The organism is Aeromonas sp. Y289-2 (genome assembly GCF_027705925.1).
GTDB classification, from domain to species: Bacteria; Pseudomonadota; Gammaproteobacteria; order Enterobacterales; family Aeromonadaceae; genus Aeromonas; species Aeromonas veronii.
The window spans coordinates 167579-189176 of sequence record NZ_JAPDCH010000005.1; the positions used below are offsets into that span (position 1 = coordinate 167579).

The window sequence follows — 21598 nt, forward strand, 5'->3', positions numbered from 1 at the left end:
ACTCCACCAATATACCCTGGCAAGCATCTGTAAATCGATATTTATCATTCAAATAGAGCAATGGTTAGTATTGGCTTTTTTTATAGTAACAGAATAAAAAACGCCCCCCATCTTGCGATGGAGGGCGTTTTATTTTCCGGCTATTGGGCCAGAGTGGCCCAATAGTCAGCTATTACAGGGACTCTGCGGTCGCAACCACGTTTTCCACGGTAAAGCCGAATTCCTTGAACAGCAGCTCGGCCGGTGCGGACTCACCAAAGGTGGTCATACCGATGATCTTGCCGCCGAAACCGACGTACTTGTACCAGTAGTCGGCGATACCGGCTTCGATGGCCACACGCTTGGTGACGGAGGACGGCAGGACGGACTCTTTGTACTCGGCAGACTGGGCGTCGAACACGTCGGTAGACGGCAGAGAGACCACGCGCACGGCACGGCCCTTGGCAGTCAGCTGCTCATAGGCAGCAACGGCCAGTTCCACTTCGGAACCGGTGGCGATCAGGATCAGCTCCGGAGTACCGGCGCAATCCTTCAGCACGTAGCCACCCTTGGCGGTATCAGCCAGCTGCTGGGCAGTACGGTCCATCTGGGCCAGGTTCTGACGAGAGAAGATCAGAGAGGTCGGGCCGTCGGTACGCTCGATGGCGTGTTTCCAGGCGATGGCAGATTCAACCTGGTCACACGGACGCCAGGTGCTCATGTTCGGAGTCAGACGCAGGGAGGCGATCTGCTCAACCGGCTGGTGAGTCGGGCCATCTTCGCCCAGACCGATAGAGTCGTGGGTGTAAACGAAGATAGCGCGCTGCTTCATCAGGGCGGCCATGCGCAGGGCGTTGCGGGCGTACTCCATAAACATCAGGAAGGTGGCGCCGTAGGGGATGAAACCACCGTGCAGGGCGATACCGTTCATGATGGCGGACATGCCGAACTCGCGTACACCGTAGTGGATGTAGTTGCCGGAGGCATCGTCGTTGGTCAGAGACTTGGAGCCGGACCACATGGTCAGGTTGGACGGCGCCAGGTCAGCGGAGCCACCCATGAACTCCGGCAGCAGCTTGCCGAAGGCTTCCAGAGAGTTCTGGGACGCTTTACGGGTCGCAATCTTGGCCGGGTTGGCTTGCAGGGTTTCGATGATCTTGGCGGATTCGGCAGCCCAGTTGGCCGGCAGTTCGCCAGCGGTACGGCGCTTGAATTCGGCAGCCAGAGTCGGGTGAGCGGCTTCATAGGCAGCGAACTTGGCAGCCCAGTCGGCTTCCAGTTTGGCGCCCTTCTCCTGAGCGTTCCACTCGGCAGCGATATCGGCCGGGATAACGAACGGAGCGTGGTCCCACTTCAGGAACGCGCGAGCAGCGGCGATCTCGTCGTTGCCCAGCGGTGAGCCGTGGCAGTCGTGAGAACCGGATTTGTTCGGAGAACCGTAACCGATGATGGTGCGGCAGCAGATCAGGGTCGGTTTGCCGGTCTCGGCCTTGGCGGCTTCGATGGCGGCATTGATGGCTTCCGGGCTGTGACCGTCAACAGCCGGGATTACGTGCCAGCCGTAGGCTTCGAAACGCTTGACGGTGTCGTCGGTGAACCAACCTTCTACGTGACCGTCGATGGAGATACCGTTGTCATCCCAGAACGCGATCAGCTTGCCCAGTTGCAGGGTACCTGCCAGGGAGCACGCTTCGTGGGAGATACCTTCCATCAGGCAGCCGTCGCCCATAAAGGCGTAGGTGTAGTGGTCAACGATGTCGTGGCCCGGCTGGTTGAACTGCTCAGCCATGGCTTTTTCGGCGATCGCCATACCAACGGCGTTGGTGATGCCCTGACCCAGCGGGCCAGTGGTGGTTTCAACGCCCGGTGCATAGCCGTACTCCGGGTGACCCGGGGTGCGAGAGTGCAGTTGGCGGAAGTTTTTCAGATCGTCGATGGAGAGGTCATAACCGGAGAGGTGCAGCAGGGAGTACAGCAGCATGGAGCCGTGGCCGTTGGAGAGAATGAAACGGTCGCGGTCGGCCCACTTGGGGTTGTTCGGGTTATGTCTGAGGTGGCTACGCCACAGCACTTCGGCGATATCCGCCATTCCCATGGGGGCGCCCGGGTGACCGGAGTTGGCTTTTTGAACGGCATCCATACTCAATGCACGAATGGCATTGGCAAGCTTTTTACGAGAAGGCATCTGAATCTCCTGCGATTGCTTCATTTGATGGCCAAGATTAAGGCGCGTTATTGTCCCAGCAGGGCGCGCGGCGTGCAAATATTATCTGGATGAATAAAGTGGCTTTGGGAGGACAATCGCTTTTCTTGCTCTCTATTGACCAAAGCAACCAGAGAAAAACGTTTGATCTCCATCCCTTTCGGGATAGGAGAGCACCGCTTGTGACCCATTGGACACTGCGCGACAAAATAGTGCTGGCAATCACGGGGGGCGCTAATTAAAATAGACGTCCAGATGTAGATACCTCTACACCATCCCATTCATCCGGTTATTGCCGTGGCGATAACCCAGACAAGCTGAGACTCTTATCATGGCAAAGCTGTTTACTTCCGAGTCGGTCTCCGAAGGCCATCCCGACAAGATTGCGGACCAGATCTCCGATGCGGTACTGGACGCCATCCTCAAGCAAGATACCAAGGCACGCGTTGCCTGCGAGACCCTGGTCAAGACCGGTATGGTCATGGTGGCCGGTGAAGTAACCACCTCTGCCTGGGTTGATATCGAAGAGATCGTGCGTGATACCGTACGTGAAATCGGCTACACCCACTCCGACATGGGCTTCGATGCTGACTCCTGCGCCGTGCTGAACGCCATCGGCAAGCAGTCCCCGGATATCAACCAGGGCGTTGACCGCAGCGATCCGCTGGAGCAGGGCGCTGGCGACCAGGGCCTGATGTTCGGCTACGCCACCAACGAAACCGACGTGCTGATGCCGGCCCCCATCACCTACTCTCACCTGCTGGTGAAGCGTCAGGCTGAAGTGCGCAAGAACGGCACCCTGCCGTGGCTGCGTCCGGATGCCAAGAGCCAGCTGACCTTCGCCTACGACGACGCAGGCAAGATCATCGGTGTCGATGCAGTTGTTCTGTCTACCCAGCACGCCGAATCCATCAGCCACAAAGATCTGGTTGAAGCGGTACGCGAAGAGATCATCAAGCCGGTGCTGCCGGCCGAGTGGGTCAACAAGGACACCAAATACTTCATCAACCCGACCGGCCGTTTCGTTATCGGCGGCCCGATGGGTGACTGCGGTCTGACCGGTCGCAAGATCATCGTCGACACCTACGGCGGCATGGCCCGTCACGGTGGTGGCGCCTTCTCCGGTAAGGATCCGTCCAAGGTTGACCGTTCTGCTGCCTACGCCGCCCGCTACGTTGCCAAAAACATCGTTGCCGCCGGTCTGGCCGATCGCTGTGAAATCCAGATCTCCTACGCCATCGGCGTGGCCGAGCCGACCTCCATCAGCGTGGAAACCTTTGGTACCGCCAAGGTTGCCGAGGATCTGCTGGTCAAGCTGGTGCGCGAGCACTTCGAACTGCGCCCGTATGGCCTGATCCAGATGCTGGATCTGAAGCGCCCGATCTACCAGGCTACCGCTGCCTACGGTCACTTCGGTCGCAACGAGTTCCCGTGGGAGCAGACCGACAAGGCCGAACTGCTGCGCTCTGCCGCTGGCCTGTAAGGCTCGCTGTTGTGATAAAAGGGGAGCCTGGCTCCCCTTTTGCTTATCCGCTATCTGACGAGATGTTGATGTCTGCCACCCCTGCCCAGCTTGTCGCCCTGTTGCAACAACGCGTAGAAGCCTGCTTTGTGCAGGCCGAGGCGCGCCTTGGCCGCACCTTCCCCCGCCCGCGGATCTACTGCAATATGCGGGGCCGAGCGGCGGGATCGGCGCGGCTGCAAACCTGGGAGCTGCGCTTCAACCCAGCCCTCTATCAGGCCAACCAGCAGGCGTTTCTGGATGAGGTGGTGCCCCACGAGGTGGCCCATCTGCTGGTTCATGCCCTATGGGGTGAAGGGCGCGGCAAAAGCCGGGTGTTGCCCCACGGCCGTCAGTGGCAATCGGTAATGCGGGAGGTGTTCGGCCTTGAACCCAGAACCACCCACAGCTTCGATCTGGCGGTTCTGGCCCAGCGCACCATCCCCTATCGCTGCCTCTGCCAGCAGCATCAGCTTTCGGTACGCCGCCACAACAAGGTGGTGCGCGGCGAAGCCCGCTATCACTGCCGCCGCTGCAAGCAGCCGCTGGAGCGGGAACGGCCGGAGCCAGAGCAGTAAGCCAGCTTGTGTCGCGCCCCTGTGGTAGGGTGCCCGCCATCGTTCGTCAATCATCCCGTTTGCAAGGAATCCCATGCGTTTCATCTCCTCCCTCGCCCTGACCCTGCTGGCCGGTTTACCGCTGCTCAACGCCCCCCTGCACGCCCAGACCTTTCGCGAAGCCAAGCAGGATCTGGTGAAGCTCTACCGCAGCCAGCCTGCGGTCACCACCTTCTACTGCGGCTGTGACATCGACTATCAGGGCAAGAAAATGAGCCCGGATCTCGCCAGTTGCGGCTATGAGCCGCGCAAGCAGGCCAAGCGCGCCGCCCGCATCGAGTGGGAACACGTGGTCCCGGCCTGGGAGTTCGGCCACCAGCTGCAATGCTGGCAGGCTGGCGGTCGCAAGAACTGCGAAAAAGCGAGCCCCGAGTTCAACAAGATGGAGGGGGACATGCACAACCTCTTCCCCGCCATTGGCGAGGTGAACGGCGATCGGGCCAACTACCGCTTCTCCGACTGGAACGGCAAGCCGGATCAGTACGGCCAGTGCCAGATGCTGGTGGATTTCAAGGATCGTCGGGTGCAGCCGCCCAAGGGGCCGGTACGGGGCCAGATTGCCCGCGCCTACCTCTACATGAGCCAGCAGTATGGGCTGCGTCTGGCAGCGCAACAGCGTAAACTGTTTGAAGCTTGGGATCGCCAGTACCCGGCAGAGGGCTGGGAGTGCGAGCGTAACCGCCGCATCGGCAAGCTGCAGGGCAATACCAATCCCTTTATTGAAAAACAGTGCCAATAACCCCATTTGACCAGGGAGGGGGATCGCCCCTCCTATCATGAAACCCTTCTTCACCGCAGCGTGAGCCTTGCTCGCCGCAGGATATGAAGGGTTTCCAAGCAAGAGACTGACAAGCAGCCATGCGCATTCCACGTATCTATGAACCGGCCACCCTGCAAGTTGGCCAGACCATCGCCCTGTCGGAAGACGGCGCCAACCATATCGGCCGGGTACTGCGCATGCAGCCGGGCCAGCAGCTCGAGCTATTCAACGGCGATGGCAATCAATATCCCGCCACCATCACCAGCGTCAGCAAAAAGTCGGTGGAAGTGACCATCGACCGCTGCGATACCCAATCGGTGGAGTCACCACTGGCCATTCATCTGGGTCAGGTGATCAGCCGTGGCGACAAGATGGACTTCACCATCCAGAAATCGGTGGAGCTGGGCGTCACTTGCATCACCCCGCTCTTCTCCGAGCGCTGCGGCGTCAAGCTGCCGGCAGACCGGCTGGAGAAGAAGCGCGAACAGTGGCAGAAGGTGGTGATCAGCGCCTGCGAACAGTGCGGCCGCAACGTGGTGCCAGAGGTGCGCATGCCGATAGAGCTGGACGCCTGGCTGGCGGAAGAGACCAAAGAGCTCAAGCTCAATCTGCACCCGCGCGCCGAGTACAGCATCAACACCCTGCCCGTTCCCGAGCACGGTGTGCGCCTGCTGATTGGCCCGGAAGGGGGCTTGTCGAGCGACGAGATCGCCCGTACCGTGCAGGAAGATTTCAAAGAGATGCTGCTGGGGCCGCGGGTGCTGCGTACCGAAACCGCCGCCCTGACCGCGATTACTGCGCTGCAGTGCCGCTTTGGCGATCTCGCTTGATAAAATAGGCTGCATCGACGCAGCCTCAAGCGGACGATTACGCTGCGCTAATCGACCCTACAACCCTATCGAGCCATTAAAAAGGAACAGCGGATGACCATTAAACTCGGCATCGTGATGGACCCCATCTCGGCCATCAACATCAAGAAAGATTCCAGCTTTGCCATGCTCGAAGAGGCGCAAAAGCGCGGCTATGAGCTCTTCTATCTGGAGATGAAGGATCTCTACATGGAAGCCGGTCGTGCCTTTGGTACCATGCGCCCGCTCACCGTCAAATATGACTATGCCGACTGGTACACGCTGGGCGAGGTGGTGGATCAGCCCCTCTCCAACCTCGATGTGATCCTTATGCGCAAGGATCCGCCGTTCGACACCGAATTTATCTATGCCACCTACATGCTGGAGCGGGCCGAGGATGAGGGTTGCCTTATCGTCAACAAGCCGCAGAGCCTGCGCGACGCCAACGAGAAGCTCTACACCGCCTGGTTTGCCGAGCACACCCCGACCACGCTGGTGACCCGCCGCGCCGACAAGCTGCGCGCCTTCCACGCCCAGCACAAAGACGTGATCTTGAAGCCCTTGGACGGCATGGGCGGCGCCTCCATCTTCCGCATGAAGGAAGATGACGCCAACGTCGGCGTGATTATCGAGACCCTGACCGCCCACGGCAGCCAGTACTGCATGGCGCAGACCTATCTGCCCGCCATCAAGGATGGCGACAAGCGGGTGCTGGTGGTGGACGGTGAGCCGGTTCCCTACTGCCTCGCCCGTATTCCGGCGCAAGGTGAGACCCGTGGCAATCTGGCGGCCGGTGGCCGTGGTGAAGCGCGTCCCCTGAGCGAAGCCGACTGGGCCATCGCCCGCGCGGTGGGCCCGACGTTGAAAGAGAAAGGCCTCATCTTCGTCGGCCTCGACATCATCGGCGATCGGCTGACCGAGATTAACGTCACCAGCCCGACCTGCATTCGCGAAATTGAAGCAGCCTTCGACGTGCACATCACCGGTATGCTGATGGATGCCATCGAGCGTCGGCTGGGCAAATAATCGCCTGGCAGGCTAATCGGCCTGTTCAGGGGTAACCCGCCCCTGACAAGCCCGGATACAGAGAGGGTGGCCCTGCGCCACCCTCTCTGTTTCAAGACAATCCGGAAAAGGGCGGGATCTCGCCCAGCCCAAAAAGCGGTTTTTCCCATGGGGATCAACTGCCATAATTGACCTCAAATACCTTTGCACTATTTGGCCTCTATGCAAACACTGCAAAATCACTTCCTGCTTGCCATGCCAAGCCTGACGGATCCCTACTTCGAGCGCTCGCTGGTCTATCTGTGCGAGCACAACGAAGAGGGCGCCATGGGACTGGTCGTCAACATTCCGGTCGAGATGTCGCTGGAAACCATGCTGACCCAGCTCCAGCTCAATCCGCCCAACAACCCGGAACTCAAGCAGCCGGTGCTGCAAGGGGGGCCGGTTCACGCCGATCGCGGCTTCGTGCTGCACAGCTTCCGACCCGGCTTCAACTCCACCCTGCAGGTGGGGGATGAGATGATGGTAACCACCTCCAAGGATATTCTGGAAACCCTGGGTACAAGCGAGGCCCCTGCCCATTGGCTGGTGGCCCTTGGCTATGCCGGCTGGAGCGCCGGGCAGCTGGAGCAGGAGCTGGTGGATGGCGCCTGGCTGGTGATCCCCCCCAATCCGGCTCTGGTGTTCAAGACCCCCATTCACAAACGTTGGCAGCAAGCTGCCGCCAGCATAGGGGTGAACCCGGTTCACCTCTCCAGCGATATCGGCCACAGCTGATCGGCTGGCCCGCTCCGCTCTCTATTTCGAGGATTTATCAGTTATGTCATCACGCAGCATCATGGGCTTTGACTATGGCACCAAGAGCATTGGCGTCGCCATCGGTCAGGAGCTGACTGGCACAGCCCAGCCTCTGCGCGCCCTCAAGGCCAACGACGGCATCCCCAACTGGGACGAGATTGAGAAGCTGCTCAAGGAGTGGCAACCGGACCTGCTGGTGGTCGGCCTGCCGCTGAACATGGATGGCACCGATCAGGAGATCACGGTTCGGGCGCGCAAGTTTGGCAACCGGCTGCATGGCCGCTTCGGCAAGCCGGTGGAGTTCAAGGATGAGCGACTCACCACCACAGATGCCCGTGCCCGGCTGTTTGAGCGAGGTGGCTATCGCGCGCTGGAAAAAGGCAGTGTGGATGGCGTCTCGGCGCAGCTGATCGTCGAAGCCTGGATGGAAGAGCAGTACAACTAAACCATCAATAGCAAGGCAAGGGGCGCCTTGCCCTTGCCTTGTCTCGCACTATCCTCCCCTCATTACGCCTGTGATTGACCCGCGACCAGCCCTTCGGCTTCGGTCGGCGTCGCATTCATCATCCGGTTGAGCCAGGGCACCATCAGCCCCATCACTACCGCAATCAGCAGAGTCGCCATCCCGATCTTGCCAAACACACCGGTGTAAATGGGCAAGGTTTGCAGCGGATCCGTCATCCCTTGCGGCACGGCGGTAAAGGTCGCCACATAGCCACCCAGCAGGGACGCCATCGCCTGAGTCAGGAACCACATTCCGAGAATGAAGCCCATCAGGCGTTGTGGCACCAGCGCGGCGACCATCGCCAGTCCCAGCGCACTGATCATCAGCTCTCCCAGACTCTGGAACAGGTAGATAAGCACCATAAACCAGGGGGAGGTCAGCCCCTGCTCATCGGCAAACCACCAGCCGGATGCCGCCGCCGTCAGAAATCCCAGCGAGCAGAAGAACATCCCGAGGGTGAACTTGAGCGGCATGGTGAGATCCCGCCCCTTGCTGCCCATCCGAGTATAAATCATCGCGAGTACCGGACTGCCCACCACCACCCAGAAGGGGTTGAGCGCCTGGAAGCTGACCGGGTTGACGCTCATGCCCAGCATCTCGTGATGCATGTTGTTGATGGCAAAGAAGTTCAGTGAAGTCGGCATCTGGGCGTAAAGCACATAGAAGAGCACCGCCTCCAGCATTAGCACGAAGGCCACATACATCTTGTTGCGACCCACTGTGTCAAGCCTGAATGCCTCGCGGAAGAAGAAGATCACCACGGCGATGGTCACCGTCATCAACACCATGTTGGCGATCACCACGTGGTGCATCAGCCAGGCACAGAAGAAGACCATAACCACCGAGCCCGCGATTACCAGCAGCAACTTGCTGTAATTGAGCGGCAGGTGATCCGGCTCGGAGCCAATATCCTTGACCATATTGCGGCAGGCAAAGAAGGTGAGCAGCGCAATAATCAACCCCACCCCGCACAGGTTATAGGTCACGGTATAGCCGTAGTGATCGGCAATCACTGGCGCGAGCGAGAGGGAAATAAGGGAGCCTATATTGATCGACATATAGAACAGGGTAAACGCCCCATCCAGCCGCGGATCTTTTGGCTGGTAGCATTTTGACAGCAGGCTGGCCGGATTGGCCTTGAACAGACAGTTACCAACTGCAATGGTGCCCAGCGCATAGAAAATCAGGTCGGGATTGTAGATCGACAGACCGGTCATAAAATAACCGACCACCAACACGATAGCCCCGAGCACCATGGTGCGCTTGGTGCCGAGCACATGGTCGCCGACATAGCCACCGACCGAAATCAAACCATATACCAGTGCCGAGAAGGCGCCGAAAGTAATAAAGGATTGCTCTTGGGAAAATCCCAGTTGCTGTACAAAGAAGACCGCCAGGATCCCCTGCACGCCGTAATAACCGAAGCGCTCCCAGAGTTCGACGAAAAATATCATGAAGAAGGGTTTTGGTTGTTGTAACAACCCTGTGGATGCTGTTGCTGGATGCATATTAAGCTGCCTTTGCTGAGATTTATTTTTATTCATCTGGTGGTAGCTACCGCACTATTTTTTGTCCGTCATTGCCATAACGGTAAGCGCAATCAGCCTGCCAATCTGGCTATTTTCGGGCGTACGCAACCCGTTCGATGAAGGTGTTTTTCATCTAGCCGGTTTCAATTACGGGTTATCGGGGGATGGTGAACAACATCGCGCTATGCGATTACCGGCGCCAGGCGCTACTTTTGCTGCATCCCTTCACTCAAGCCGGTTTATCAACCTTGATGCTTATTCCCCTCTGCTCCGTCACTCATGGCTGGTGGCCAGATAGCCGGAGCATGATACGGCCACAGACGACCTGTGGGGGTGGCTAACTCCGTGCTCCACTGGCAGTCCCCCTACGCAGGCGCTATCTAACCCCGCCATTCCAAGGTGGGTCATGCTATATCACTGCAAATACAGGAACTTAATGGTCGATCACACTTTAAAAGTGACCATTAGTGAAGTTTTCTAATGAAACCACATGAATTTTTTTCGTGAAAAGAGCTTCACTCGAGACGTGCAACCAAGGCCAATCTGTGCATGAAGAGAGTTGAATGGCACACAGCTTGAACCAGAACTCGGCACTTAAGTCGTGCAAAAGCCCACTCATCCGGGCGATACGACAACAAAAAGCCGGAGCAGATGGCTCCGGCTGATCGATGGGCACCGTCACGGCCACATTAGCGTGGCGATTCGTCGTTGTAGAGTCGCCGGATCTCGTTGCGCAGCCACATCACCTTGGCATCCTGATTGTGCCGTTTGTGCCACAGCAGGATGAAGGCGATCTCCAGCTGGGCGTAGAGCTTCTCGGGTAGCGGCAGCGGCATGGCGATCAGATTGCCATGATGCCGACTGGCATAACCACCGCAGTAGGAAGGCGCCACCGCAATCAGTTCGTGGCTCGACTGGGAGGCAATATGCAGCGCCTGCTCAAAACTGGAGACCATGATGGGTACCTCCCGCTTCAGCCCCTCGTCCTCCAGCAGGCTGTCGAGGGCCCAGGTATCGTTCGCCTCCCACACCATGCTGATCTGGGGGCTGGCCAGAAAGTTCTCCAGCGACCACTTCTGCTCGAGCAATGGGTGATCCTTGCGCAGAAAAACCACCGGGCGATCGGTAAACAGCACCTCGTGATCAATGTAATAAGGCAAGCGGTTGACCCTGGCTTGGGAGCGGCCATGGGTTTCGCGGGCGCAGAAGCCGAGATCCGCATCGCCATTGACGATGTCGTTGAGGGAGTGGTGATCCCACCCCAGCATCCTGACCACCGAGTTGGGGTACTTCTGGTAGATGGTCATGGGCAGATCGCTCAGGAAGCTGATGTAGAAGGGGGACTCCATCACCAACGTGAAGCGGGCACCGTCGGGGATCGCATCGCTATTGAGCGAGGTGATGCTGTCGGTGAGCTGGAACCAGACTTTCAACTCCTCCTCCAGGGTCAGAGAGAGGTTGGTGGGCTGCAACCCCTGCCGTACCCGCACAAACAGGGGATCGTCAAACCACTCCCGCAATTTGGCCAGAGACTTGCTCACCGCCGACGGAGTGACACAGAGCTTTTTGGCTGCCCCTGCCACACTGCGCTCCTGCATCAGGTACTTGAAGACCACCAGCAGGTTCAAATCGAGTTCACCCAGATTGCGCATATTCCCTCTCATCTTCCATCAGCCCTGCGACCGCGCTTCACGAAGCGCGAGCCATGGTAACAGCCCTTTGACAGCCAGGTAACTGAGCAGTGTCAGCAGCAGAGCGCAGATCAGCATCTCGGTCGGGGCAAAGCCAAGTTGGCCCAGCAGCCAGATGTAGAGGCCGGAGAGGCTGATCTGCATGATGCAGAGCACGGCACTGGCGAACGCCACATTGTGCTGGCAACCATCGAGCGCCTCCCCCATCGCCACCCCGAAGCCACAGGAGAACCCGACACAGACCAGCGCAAACCCCGACAGCAACAGATGGATATCGCCCCCCGTCTGCCAGCTGCCGATCAGTGAGCACGCCGCCAGCAGATAGGAGAGATGAGACACCGCCAGCACCTTCTGTTTGCCCAGCCAGCGCAACAGCAGCGGCGTCAGGAAGGAGGTGGACATACTCACGCCAGCCATCACCATCATCACGATGGAGTACTGCTCGGTGGTGAAGCCAAACTCCTTCATCAGGATCAGCGGCGAGACGCTGACATAGACCAAAATGGCGGTCACGCTGGCACTGGTCAGCAGGGATAGCAACATAAAGCGCGGGGAGCGCAGCAGGGCAAAGGGCAGCGCCGCGCTACTCCCCGGTTGCCGGGCCGGACGGGTCTCCTTGAGCAGCAGCAGGTTGACCAGACCGCTGACGGCCGCCACCAGCGCCATCGCCACGAAGATCCCGCGCCAGTCAAAATGGGACAGGATGAGGTAACCGAGTACCGGCGCCAGCACCGGGATCACGCAGATCACCCCGTTGATCATCGAGAGCGCCATCGCCAACCGCTCCTGACTTAGCACGTCCCGCAGCACGGTAAAGGTCATGACATAGAGCGCACCGGCCCCGACCCCCTGCCAGAAACGGCCGAAATAGAACTGGCCAATCCCCTCCGCATTGCCTGCCACCAGCGAGGCGAGGACAAAAATCAGCGCGCCACCGAGCACCACCCAGCGCCGCCCGAAGCGATCGGCAATCATTCCCCCCAGCAGCACGGTGGCCGCCATGCCGAACAGATAGATGGAGAAGGCGGTGTGGATCTGCGCCTCGCTCGCTTGCAGGGTATCGGCAATCTGGGGCACCGCCACCAGATAGAGATCGATCCCGACCGGATAGAGAATGATCATCAGAAAAGTGCACAACAGGAATACAGGCATGGATGCTCCATAACAGATTGGCGTGCCGATGCCTGCCAGATCACAGCGACAGGCGAACAGTGGCGGGGCCAAGGTGGTGACAAAGGTAGCAACACTGTGCGTCGCAATGGGGGCAACTATATGGGCGCCCAGCGCCCTCACCTAGTGAAGAGATGGCGATCGGTACATTCCAATCAGGAAATATTGTATTGAGTTACGTGCCATAGCGGCCATATTGAATCGAGCAGACTCACTAATAAACCGCGTCACCTCCCGCTCATTGCCATCCCTGCGCTGCACTTTACCGCCCGTCTGTTATCTGCCTTGGCCCTTGCGGGCGTATAAGCTGTAGGTGCGACGCAATACAGGGAATGTGTATGAAGGGAATGAAGAGAGAAGAGCAGATTGCCGGGCTGCTGGCGGCACTGGAGCCAGTCATTCTGGGCAAGCCGCTGCAACTGAAAATCGCGCTGGTGACCCTGCTGGCGCGCGGTCATCTGCTGATCGAGGATCTGCCCGGCATGGGCAAAACCACCCTGGCCCACGCGCTGGCGCAGGTGCTGGGGCTGGCATGCCGGCGGATGCAGTTCACCGCCGATCTGCTCCCCGCCGACCTGCTGGGGTTGCAGATCTTTGACCCCCAGCAACAAACATTTCGCTTTCACCCCGGCCCCATCTTCACCCAGGTTCTACTGGCGGACGAGATCAACCGCGCCAGCCCCAAAGTACAGAGCGCCCTGCTGGAGGCGATGGCCGAAGGCAAGGTGAGCATCGAGGGCCACACGCACCCACTCCCCGATCCGTTTTTCGTCATCGCCACCCAGAATCCGGCGGATCAGGCGGGCACCTATCCACTGCCGGAGTCCCAACTCGACCGATTCGCAGTGCGACTCTCGCTGGGTTTTCCGCCGCGAGAAGCGGAGCGCCAGCTACTGCGCGGCCACCAGCCGACGGGCCCTTTGCCCGCCATGCTGGATGCCGCCGGACTCGCCACCTTGCAAAGCGAAGGGGATGCCATCCATGTTTCCGATGCCACCCTCGATTACCTGCTGGCGCTGGTGCACCAGAGCCGCTTTGATGGGGATCTGCCACAGCCCCTCTCCCCCCGAGCAGCCCAGACCTTGCTGGCGGTGAGCCGGACCTGGGCACTGGTTGCGGGGCGGCGCTTTGTCACGGTAGAGGATGTGCAGGCGGTCTTCCCCTATGTGGCCGAGCATCGGCTGCGGGGCAGCTTTGGCGTACAGCACGGCGAAGCCTGTCCCCTTAGCCAGCGATTGCTGGCCAGGGTCGATCCGGACAATCCCTGATGAGCAAATTGCTAAACCGTTGGCAGCAGTGGCGAGCCCGCTGGCAGCGACGCTGGCTCGATCGCCGCATTCCCCCGGCCCGCCAGATCACGCTGGGTACCCGCAGCCTCTTTATCCTCCCCACCCGCATGGGGCTGCTCTATCTGCTGGTGCTGCTCGTCATCTATCTGCTCGGCACCAACTACCAGAACAATCTGGTACTGCTGGTGGCCTACTGCCTCGGCAGCCTGTTTATGGCCGCAATGTGGCTTACCCACCGCAACCTGTTGGGGCTGGAACTGCGGGGTGGCCAGCTGGTACTGGGGGAAGCGGGTAGCCAGCTACCTATCCGTATCTTGGTGCAGAGCCCTCGCCCGGTGCAGGCGCTCCGGTTTAGCCTCAACGAAGGCACCCTCTGGCTGGCACAGGCCGACGCTGTGCCCAGCACAGTTATCCTACCCGTATCGGGCTCGCGCCGCGGGCCATTGCACCTTGGTCGATTGCGGGTTGAAAGCCGCTACCCTCTCGGCCTGTTTCGCTGCTGGTCCCTGCTGGACTTGCAACTGGAAGGCTGGCTCTCTCCCAAACCAACATTCGGCGCGCTAAGAGGGGAACATGCGACCCAAAACGAGGGGCATCAGGGCCAACCCGCTCCGGCCACTCTCGGTGACTTTGACTCTCTGCGGACACATCAGGCCGGTGAACCACTGAGCCGGGTCGCCTGGAAGCAACTTGCCCAGGGGCGCGGCCTGCTGACCAAACAGTTCCATGAGCCACAGCAGGATGACACTCACCTCACCTTGCAGCGGATCGCGGGTGGGGATCTGGAGCAGCGGCTGGCGGTGCTGGCCTGGTGGTGCGCAGATTACGGCAAGCGGGGCATCCCCTTTACCCTAACACTGGCAAACCAGACGCTGGGACCCGATAGCGGCGCCGCCTTTGTGCAGCGCTGCCTGCTGGCACTGGCCCGATTCGATGCAACACCACCGAAGAGCACGCCCGATGCTGCTCGATAACCGCCGCCTGTTACCACTCATCGCCCTGCAACAGCTGCTGCTGGTCGCGGCGCTCTGGCCACAGTTGCAGCTCTGGGTGATGGCAGTAGGCGCCATGACCCTCGGCGTCCGGGCCATGATGCTGTGGCGCGGCTGGCCGCCCCTGCCTGCCCGCTGGTTGGCGCTGCTGGCCATCACAACCGTGGTGTTGCTGGGGTTGCAGTGGCGCACATTGGGCACCCTGCCCGCCCTGATCAATCTGCTCTGGATCGGCTATAGCCTGAAGATGATCGAAGTGCGGCGCGAGCGGGATATCGAGCAGGTGCTACAGCTCGCCTTCTTCCTCATCGCGCTGGCGCTGGTACAACGCCAAAGCATCGGCTGGACGGCCGGAATGACAGTAGCACTCTGGCTGGCAGTAACCGCGCTGGTGGCCGCCGTCGCCCCCGAACAGAAACGGCCTTGGCGCAGTGCGGGTGGTACCCTGCTGCTGGCGCTTCCCCTGCTCATCACTCTGTTTCTGCTGCTGCCAAGGCTCCCGCCCCTCTGGCAGATGCCCACCACCAGCCGCGCCCTGTCGGGGCTCTCGGAAGAGCTGGCCCCCGGCGATATCAGCGAACTGGTCAACTCCTCGGAACTGGCCTTTCGGGTCACCTTTGCCGATGGCCCGCCCCCGGCCCGCGAGCGCTACTTTCCGGTGATGCGCCAAGAAATTTTCGATGGCCAGCGCTGGTTGCTGAGCCCCGAGGTCAGGGCATGGCAGCAGACAGTGCCGGTGCAAACCGGGCTCCCCCTTCTGGCATCCTCTTCTCAGACCAACTCTCAACTGGCAGATAGTCCGTTACCCGCCGGGAGCTACGAGGTGATCGCCGAGCCCCAGCGCCACCGCTGGGCCTTTGCTCTGAGCGAACCGCACCTGCTGGCGGGACCGGTAATGCTCACGCCTCTCAACACCCTCTATCGGCAGGGGAGCAGCGAGATGGCGATACGCTATCGCATTGGCCGCGGCGAAGCACAGATCGAGGATGATAGCCAAGCCGCCCAGCGCAACCTGCAACTGCCAGCCGGGGGCAACCCGAGAGCGCGAGCTCACGGCCAAGGGCTGGCTGTGCGCTATCCAGAACGCGCCAAGCTGGTCGCCGCCCTGCTCGCACAGTTTCGCAGCCAATCCTATTACTACACCCTGACCCCGCCACGACTTGGCAGTGACGGGGTGGATGCATTCCTGTTCGATACAAAGCAGGGCTTTTGCGGCCACTACGCCATGGCGACCGCTTTCGTGCTGCGCGCTGCCGGTATTCCTGCACGACTGGTCACCGGTTATCTCGGCGGCGAATGGAATCCCAGGGGCAACTATCTGGCGGTACACCAGTTCGATGCCCATGCCTGGGTGGAGTATCTCGATGAAGGGGGCTCATGGCGGCGAATCGACCCCACGGCGGCAGTGGCACCTGAGCGCATTGAAGACGGCGTGAGGGAGGCCCTGAGCGACGAGTTTACCGCCGCCGACCCCCTCGCTTTGCAACGTTATCGCAACTGGGCCCTGCTCAATCAGCTGCGCTGGTGGGGCAACAATATCGAATACCAGTGGAGTCGCTGGGTGATTGGTTACGATGCGGGCCAGCTCTGGCAGCAAATCGGTCTGCGCTGGCCTGCACTGGCAGCGCACACTCCCTGGTTGATCCTCGCGAGCCTGATGCTGGTCGCCCTGCTGGTGAGCCTGCCCCTGCTGTTGCCCGCGCGCCTGCCGCCAGCGCGGCGCATCTGGCAGCCCCTGCTCAAACGGGGCAAACGCAGCGGCTACTCACCCCAGCCCGCCGAGAGCATGGGGGCATGGTGCGAGCGACTGGCGCGGCTGCGTCCTGACCTTGCCCATCCTCTGCTAAAGAGTGCGTGGCTCTATCGCCGCTGGCGTTATGCCCCTTTCAGCGACCGACAACAAAGGCGCTGCTGGCGCCAGTTGCAACTGCGTATAAAACAACTCACCCTGCTCTGGGATCAACCGCAGAAGAGCAAGCCATAAAAAGGGGGAGCCACTGGCTCCCCCCTCAGGTTTTAATCAAGAGGTTTGACTCACCGCTTGTTATTTTTTGGTCGGATTGTCCCAAATTCCCTCTTCCAGCTGGGAGCGGATCTCCGGGTACTTGTTGGCATCAAAGGTGGGCACCTTGCCCAGCTTGAGCTGGTCGTTGTAATCCTTCGCCAGCTTGATGGCGACGCCGGAGAGCAGCAGGATCGCCACCAGGTTGACGATGGCCATCAGTCCCATGGAAACATCCGCCATGGCCCAGACAGTGGGTAACTCGCCCACAGAGCCGAACATCACCATACCCAGCACAAACATCCGGAACAGCATCAGGCCGCCCTTGTGGTTGTGCTCGAGGAACACCAGATTGGTTTCGGCATAGGAGTAGTTGGCCACGATAGAGGTGAAGGCGAAGAAGAAGATGGCTGCCGCGATAAAGATGTTGCCACCGCTGCCAATCTGGGAAGAGAGCGCACGCTGGGTCAGCTCGACACCGGTCACACCGGAGCCCGGCTCAAACTGACCTGACATCAGGATGATGGCGGCGGTACAGCTACAGATTACGATGGTGTCCATAAAGACCCCCAGCATCTGCACATAACCCTGGGAGGCCGGGTGCGGCGGATAGGGAGTGGCTGTCGCCGCGGCGTTGGGCGCAGAGCCCATGCCCGCCTCGTTGGAGAAGAGACCGCGCTTGATACCGTTGATCATCGCCTGGGAGATGGCATAACCCAGCGCACCCGAGCCTGCCTGCTCAATCCCGAAGGCAGACTTGATGATCAGCATGAAGACATGGGGCAACTCGGTGATGTTCATCGCCACGATCACCAGCGCCAGCAGGATGTAGGCCAGCGCCATAAAGGGCACCACCAGCTCGGCAAAACGGGCAATGCCACGAATGCCGCCGAAGATAATCAGGCCGGAGAGTGCCACCAGCGCCAGACCGCTGACCCAGTCAGGAATGCCAAACGCCACCTTCATCGCCAGACTGATGGAGTTGGCCTGCACCGCGTTGAACACCAGACCAAACGCCAGGATCAGGCAGAGCGAGAAGACCACCCCCATCCAGCGCATGCCAAGGCCTTTCTCCATGTAGTAGGCCGGGCCACCACGGTAGTTGCCATCCTCATCCTTGACCTTGTAGAGCTGGGCCAGGGTGCTTTCGACGAAGGCGGTCGCCATGCCGATAAAGGCAATCAGCCACATCCAGAAGATGGCGCCGGGGCCACCCAGATAGATAGCGACAGCCACACCGGCCAGGTTGCCGGTGCCGACTCGGGCGGCAAGGCTGGTACAGAGGGCCTGGAAGGAGGAGATGCCTGCGTTGTCCGATTTACGGCTGTTTTTCAGCACGGAAAACATGTGGCCAAAGTGACGGATCTGGATAAAACCCAGGCGGAAGGTGAAAAAGATCCCGACCCCGATGAGCAGGTAGATGAGCACGGCTCCCCACATCAGGTCGTTTAGCATCGCAATCAAGGTGTCCATAATTCTCTCGTTGTTATTCACATCCATGGCCAGTCTGCGCTGACCGTTTTCTGTCTGTCGTTTAATTAGCGTTTCGCTAAAGGGGCGGAATCTAGCACAGCGGGAGAGCCCGGAATAGTGATCCCGGTCACGCGAGACACAAAAAACGAACGGTAAAAGCCCATAAAGCTCCATTTAAATCGCAAACTTTCAACAAACTCAATAATTCAATCAGACAGGCCACCATTAAGCCCCATAAGAGAACCATTTTGATATATCCCTGATGAGCTATGCGAAAACGCAAACGCTTGCATGAAATGGCTTTCAAACGGAGACATTTCGCCAAACGTTTTCGCTGTAATTAAATTTCAAGTACGTAGTGAGATAATTTATGTGATCGACGACACAAATATGGATATTGGCTAAAAAAGTTCAGCTGAAAGCAAACCGGCGCGAGGTCGGAAGGAAATGTAAAAAACCTTACTAATCATATAGTTTCAAGCCATAAAACGGGATAACTCAACAGCCTGAATGTTTAACAACCAAGCGCCCCTATTGCAGGATGCAGCACATCAGTATTAATTAGGCAGGCAATGACGATGGGCCGCCCCCATCGCGCTTTTCTGAGCCTGAGGCACCAAGATCCTGTAATTTTATTTCAGAACCACCGTCTCAAGCCCGCAACCCAGGGATTACTCCCTCATTAAGAGATGATATTCGCTATGGCCGATAAATTAACCCAGCTGAAAGCCCTGACCACTGTTGTTGCCGACACCGGTGATATCGAAGCCATCAAACGCTATCAGCCCATCGATGCCACCACCAACCCCTCTCTGGTTCTGAAGGCCTCCGAGATCCCCGAGTACGCTCCGCTGATCGAAGACGCCATCAACTGGGCCAAAGCCCAGAGCCAGGACAAGGCACAGCAAATCATCGACGCGGGCGACAAGCTGGCCGTCAACATCGGTCTGGAAGTGCTGAAGATCGTTCCGGGCCGCATATCTACCGAAGTGGATGCCCGTCTCTCCTTCGATACCGAAGCCAGCATCGCCAAGGCCCGCAAACTGATCCGTCTCTACAACGAAGCCGGCATCAGCAACGACCGCATTCTGATCAAGCTGGCCTCCACCTGGGAAGGGATCCGTGCCGCTGAAGTACTGGAGAAAGAGGGTATCCAGTGCAACCTGACCCTGCTGTTCTCCTTCGCCCAGGCCCGTGCCTGTGCCGAAGCCGGTGCCTTCCTGATCTCCCCGTTCGTGGGTCGTATCCTCGACTGGTACAAGGCCAAAAATGGCCGTGATTACACCGCCAGCGAAGATCCGGGCGTGGTCTCCGTCACCTCCATCTACAACTACTACAAGCAGCACGACTACCCGACCGTGGTGATGGGCGCCAGCTTCCGCAATACCGGCGAGATCCTGGAACTGGCCGGTTGCGACCGCCTGACCATTGGCCCGGCCCTGCTGGAAGAGCTGAGCAAGACCGAAGGCGCCGTGGTACGCAAACTGGACTACACCGGTGAGCGCAAGGCCAAACCGACCCCGATGACCGAAGCCGAATTCCGCTGGGAACTGAACCAGGACGCCATGGCTCACGAGAAGCTGGGCGAAGGCATCCGCATGTTTGCCATCGACCAGGGCAAGCTGGAAACCATGCTGGCAAGCCGCCTGTAATCGGTTCTTTTTTCTGATAAAAACCGGGCCCCCACCAAGGGGCCCGGTTTTTTTTCATGGGCTTTTTTAGCGTTGTCATAGAGTCGTCACGAAAACGTTTTAATTTCAGATTCGTTATGTTATACGGGTGGTGAAAACGATAAAAACCAAGGAGGGAGCCATGGAAATGTTCAACTTCGATTATGACGAGGTGGTTGAACTCGGTTCGCGTAGCCGCGGGACAACGGGAAAAAAACGTAAATGGCGTGAAATCGAGGCGTTGAAAGACAAACATCGCCTGCAGAAGGAGCTGCAATCCATCGATATCGCCTATGAAGGTCTTACAGACGAGATTGAACTGTAATACCGCCAGACACCTGTAAAAGCGCTCCGCACAGCCGGGGCGCTTTTTTATGCCGCAATCGGATGATCAAGCGGCTTGTCATGCCACCGCCAGCAATGCCAAACGATGCTGCAGGCTAATGACAGTCATCACCAACAGCGTGGCATACCAACCCTGCCCCACACCCACGAATGTAGACCTGCGCCGTTTCAGGGCGCATTGGGGCAATCACCGCAAGACAAGTAATCAGCAATAAAAAACCCCCGTCGATGACGGGGGCCTGAATACTCGGGGGTGACGGCTGCGCTTAGCAGTAACCGTAGCCCAGCAGACGCTGGTAGCGTTGCTCCAGCAGTTGCTCGGTATCGAGCGGACGCAGAGCGTCCAAATCCTGCTTGATGCGAGCCTTGAGGTTTTTGGCCATCTTCTCCACATCGCGGTGGGCACCGCCGAGGGGCTCGTCGATCACGTGGTCGATCAGCTTGAGCTCTTTCAGACGCTGGGCAGTGATCCCCATCGCTTCGGCAGCCACAGAAGCTTTGTCAGCACTCTTCCACAGGATGGAAGCACACCCTTCCGGCGAGATGACGGAGTAGGTGGAGTACTGCAGCATGTTGACCCGGTCACCCACGCCGATTGCCAGCGCACCACCGGAGCCACCCTCACCAATCACGGTGCAGACAACCGGCACGGTCAGACCGGCCATCACTTTCAGGTTGCGGGCAATCGCTTCGGACTGGCCACGCTCTTCGGCACCGACGCCGGGGTAAGCACCCGGGGTGTCGATAAAGGTGATGATCGGCATCTTGAAGCGCTCGGCCATCTCCATCAGACGCAGGGCCTTGCGGTATCCTTCCGGACGCGGCATGCCGAAGTTGCGCTTGATCTTCTCTTTGGTCTCACGACCCTTCTGGTGACCAATCACCATCACCGGCTCACCGTCGAGACGAGCGATGCCGCCGACGATAGCTTTGTCATCGGCATAGGCGCGATCGCCAGCCAACTCGTCGAAATCGGTGAAGATATGCTCGATATAGTCAAAGGTGTAGGGGCGCTGGGGATGACGCGCCATCTGGGATACCTGCCAGGCACCCAGATCACCGAAGATCTTCTTGGTCAGCTCTTCGTTTTTCTTCTCCAGCCGGCGGATCTCGTCTTTCAGATCCACGGCGTGATTGCCTTCACTCACATGTTTGAGTTCATCAATCTGCGCCTGCAACTCGGCAATCGGCTGTTCAAAATCCAGAAAAAGACTCATAGGG

18 protein-coding genes are annotated in these 21598 nt (G+C 59.1%); 12 read left to right on the forward strand and 6 right to left on the reverse strand.

Annotated features, from left to right (window positions below; genetic code table 11):
* Positions 1-172 precede the first annotated feature (172 nt).
* On the reverse strand, positions 173-2164 hold the full coding sequence (gene tkt, locus OKC43_RS10105; RefSeq protein ID WP_236271881.1) for a transketolase: 1992 nt from the start codon (positions 2162-2164) through the stop codon (positions 173-175).
* Between the two features lie 349 nt (positions 2165-2513).
* On the opposite strand from tkt, the gene metK reads away from it, so the two are divergent.
* From metK to ruvX, 7 genes are all read left to right on the forward strand, one after another.
* Positions 2514-3665, forward strand: a complete 1152-nt coding sequence (gene metK / locus OKC43_RS10110) for a methionine adenosyltransferase (protein ID WP_033116068.1) — start codon at positions 2514-2516, stop codon at positions 3663-3665.
* Between the two features lie 68 nt (positions 3666-3733).
* Positions 3734-4261 (forward strand): SprT family zinc-dependent metalloprotease, encoded by a 528-nt coding sequence (locus tag OKC43_RS10115; protein ID WP_005349798.1) that lies wholly within the window; start codon positions 3734-3736, stop codon positions 4259-4261.
* A gap of 73 nt (positions 4262-4334) precedes the next feature.
* A complete protein-coding gene (locus OKC43_RS10120) occupies positions 4335-5039 on the forward strand; it encodes an endonuclease (RefSeq protein ID WP_236271880.1) in 705 nt (234 codons plus the stop codon).
* A 119-nt stretch (positions 5040-5158) separates the two neighbouring features.
* Positions 5159-5890 (forward strand): 16S rRNA (uracil(1498)-N(3))-methyltransferase, encoded by a 732-nt coding sequence (gene rsmE, locus OKC43_RS10125; RefSeq protein ID WP_107682434.1) that lies wholly within the window; start codon positions 5159-5161, stop codon positions 5888-5890.
* Positions 5891-5983: 93 nt separating this feature from the next.
* A complete protein-coding gene (gene gshB / locus OKC43_RS10130) occupies positions 5984-6934 on the forward strand; it encodes a glutathione synthase (RefSeq protein ID WP_076492901.1) in 951 nt (316 codons plus the stop codon).
* Positions 6935-7135: 201 nt separating this feature from the next.
* Positions 7136-7690: a YqgE/AlgH family protein gene (locus OKC43_RS10135; RefSeq protein WP_005349793.1), complete on the forward strand. Its 555-nt coding sequence runs from the start codon at positions 7136-7138 to the stop codon at positions 7688-7690.
* 43 nt (positions 7691-7733) lie between these two features.
* Positions 7734-8156: a Holliday junction resolvase RuvX gene (gene ruvX, locus OKC43_RS10140; RefSeq protein ID WP_005343821.1), complete on the forward strand. Its 423-nt coding sequence runs from the start codon at positions 7734-7736 to the stop codon at positions 8154-8156.
* Between the two features lie 62 nt (positions 8157-8218).
* Here ruvX and dtpB read toward each other — a convergent pair whose 3' ends face one another.
* The 3 genes from dtpB to OKC43_RS10155 form a co-directional block, all read right to left on the reverse strand.
* Positions 8219-9724, reverse strand: coding sequence for a dipeptide/tripeptide permease DtpB (gene dtpB / locus OKC43_RS10145; protein ID WP_236271879.1), 1506 nt, complete (start codon positions 9722-9724; stop codon positions 8219-8221).
* Positions 9725-10434: 710 nt separating this feature from the next.
* Positions 10435-11397: an HTH-type transcriptional regulator YidZ gene (gene yidZ, locus OKC43_RS10150; RefSeq protein ID WP_236271900.1), complete on the reverse strand. Its 963-nt coding sequence runs from the start codon at positions 11395-11397 to the stop codon at positions 10435-10437.
* An 18-nt stretch (positions 11398-11415) separates the two neighbouring features.
* Positions 11416-12588, reverse strand: coding sequence for an MFS transporter (locus tag OKC43_RS10155; RefSeq protein WP_236271878.1), 1173 nt, complete (start codon positions 12586-12588; stop codon positions 11416-11418).
* A 356-nt stretch (positions 12589-12944) separates the two neighbouring features.
* Here OKC43_RS10155 and OKC43_RS10160 point away from each other — a divergent pair, with 356 nt between their 5' ends.
* The 3 genes from OKC43_RS10160 to OKC43_RS10170 are packed head-to-tail and all read left to right on the forward strand — an operon-like array spanning position 12945 to position 16871.
* Entirely contained in the window at positions 12945-13874 is a 930-nt protein-coding gene (locus OKC43_RS10160) for an AAA family ATPase (RefSeq protein WP_409010828.1), read from the forward strand.
* Positions 13874-14869, forward strand: a complete 996-nt coding sequence (locus tag OKC43_RS10165) for a DUF58 domain-containing protein (protein WP_236271877.1) — start codon at positions 13874-13876, stop codon at positions 14867-14869. Before OKC43_RS10160 ends, OKC43_RS10165 begins: the two co-directional genes overlap by 1 nt.
* Positions 14856-16871 carry a transglutaminase TgpA family protein gene (locus tag OKC43_RS10170; RefSeq protein WP_236271876.1) on the forward strand — a complete coding sequence of 672 codons (2016 nt, stop codon included), beginning with the start codon at positions 14856-14858 and terminating at the stop codon, positions 16869-16871. The genes OKC43_RS10165 and OKC43_RS10170 overlap by 14 nt, the downstream gene beginning before the upstream one ends.
* Before the next feature lie 60 nt (positions 16872-16931).
* Here OKC43_RS10170 and OKC43_RS10175 read toward each other — a convergent pair whose 3' ends face one another.
* Positions 16932-18362: an alanine/glycine:cation symporter family protein gene (locus OKC43_RS10175; RefSeq protein ID WP_041234090.1), complete on the reverse strand. Its 1431-nt coding sequence runs from the start codon at positions 18360-18362 to the stop codon at positions 16932-16934.
* A gap of 701 nt (positions 18363-19063) precedes the next feature.
* Between OKC43_RS10175 and tal the strand changes: the two genes are divergently transcribed.
* Complete coding sequence (gene tal / locus OKC43_RS10180; protein ID WP_005338545.1) at positions 19064-20014, forward strand: transaldolase; 951 nt, start codon at positions 19064-19066, stop codon at positions 20012-20014.
* A gap of 160 nt (positions 20015-20174) precedes the next feature.
* A complete protein-coding gene (locus OKC43_RS10185) occupies positions 20175-20357 on the forward strand; it encodes a DUF3545 family protein (protein WP_005338547.1) in 183 nt (60 codons plus the stop codon).
* 286 nt (positions 20358-20643) lie between these two features.
* Here the strand turns inward: OKC43_RS10185 and accA are convergent, their stop codons facing one another.
* Entirely contained in the window at positions 20644-21594 is a 951-nt protein-coding gene (gene accA / locus OKC43_RS10190; RefSeq protein ID WP_005338549.1) for an acetyl-CoA carboxylase carboxyl transferase subunit alpha, read from the reverse strand.
* Between the last annotated feature and the right edge of the window lie 4 nt (positions 21595-21598).

Bases quoted from the DNA above. Each gene is read 5' to 3' on its own strand.
- tkt (WP_236271881.1), bottom strand. From the start codon at position 2,164: ATGCCTTCTCGTAAAAAGCTTGCCAATGCCATTCGTGCATTGAGTATG.
- metK (WP_033116068.1), top strand. From the start codon at position 2,514: ATGGCAAAGCTGTTTACTTCCGAGTCGGTCTCCGAAGGCCATCCCGAC.
- OKC43_RS10115 (WP_005349798.1), top strand. From the start codon at position 3,734: ATGTCTGCCACCCCTGCCCAGCTTGTCGCCCTGTTGCAACAACGCGTA.
- OKC43_RS10120 (WP_236271880.1), top strand. From the start codon at position 4,335: ATGCGTTTCATCTCCTCCCTCGCCCTGACCCTGCTGGCCGGTTTACCG.
- rsmE (WP_107682434.1), top strand. From the start codon at position 5,159: ATGCGCATTCCACGTATCTATGAACCGGCCACCCTGCAAGTTGGCCAG.
- gshB (WP_076492901.1), top strand. From the start codon at position 5,984: ATGACCATTAAACTCGGCATCGTGATGGACCCCATCTCGGCCATCAAC.
- OKC43_RS10135 (WP_005349793.1), top strand. From the start codon at position 7,136: ATGCAAACACTGCAAAATCACTTCCTGCTTGCCATGCCAAGCCTGACG.
- ruvX (WP_005343821.1), top strand. From the start codon at position 7,734: ATGTCATCACGCAGCATCATGGGCTTTGACTATGGCACCAAGAGCATT.
- dtpB (WP_236271879.1), bottom strand. From the start codon at position 9,724: ATGCATCCAGCAACAGCATCCACAGGGTTGTTACAACAACCAAAACCC.
- yidZ (WP_236271900.1), bottom strand. From the start codon at position 11,397: ATGCGCAATCTGGGTGAACTCGATTTGAACCTGCTGGTGGTCTTCAAG.
- OKC43_RS10155 (WP_236271878.1), bottom strand. From the start codon at position 12,588: ATGCCTGTATTCCTGTTGTGCACTTTTCTGATGATCATTCTCTATCCG.
- OKC43_RS10160 (WP_409010828.1), top strand. From the start codon at position 12,945: ATGAAGGGAATGAAGAGAGAAGAGCAGATTGCCGGGCTGCTGGCGGCA.
- OKC43_RS10165 (WP_236271877.1), top strand. From the start codon at position 13,874: ATGAGCAAATTGCTAAACCGTTGGCAGCAGTGGCGAGCCCGCTGGCAG.
- OKC43_RS10170 (WP_236271876.1), top strand. From the start codon at position 14,856: ATGCTGCTCGATAACCGCCGCCTGTTACCACTCATCGCCCTGCAACAG.
- OKC43_RS10175 (WP_041234090.1), bottom strand. From the start codon at position 18,362: ATGGACACCTTGATTGCGATGCTAAACGACCTGATGTGGGGAGCCGTG.
- tal (WP_005338545.1), top strand. From the start codon at position 19,064: ATGGCCGATAAATTAACCCAGCTGAAAGCCCTGACCACTGTTGTTGCC.
- OKC43_RS10185 (WP_005338547.1), top strand. From the start codon at position 20,175: ATGGAAATGTTCAACTTCGATTATGACGAGGTGGTTGAACTCGGTTCG.
- accA (WP_005338549.1), bottom strand. From the start codon at position 21,594: ATGAGTCTTTTTCTGGATTTTGAACAGCCGATTGCCGAGTTGCAGGCG.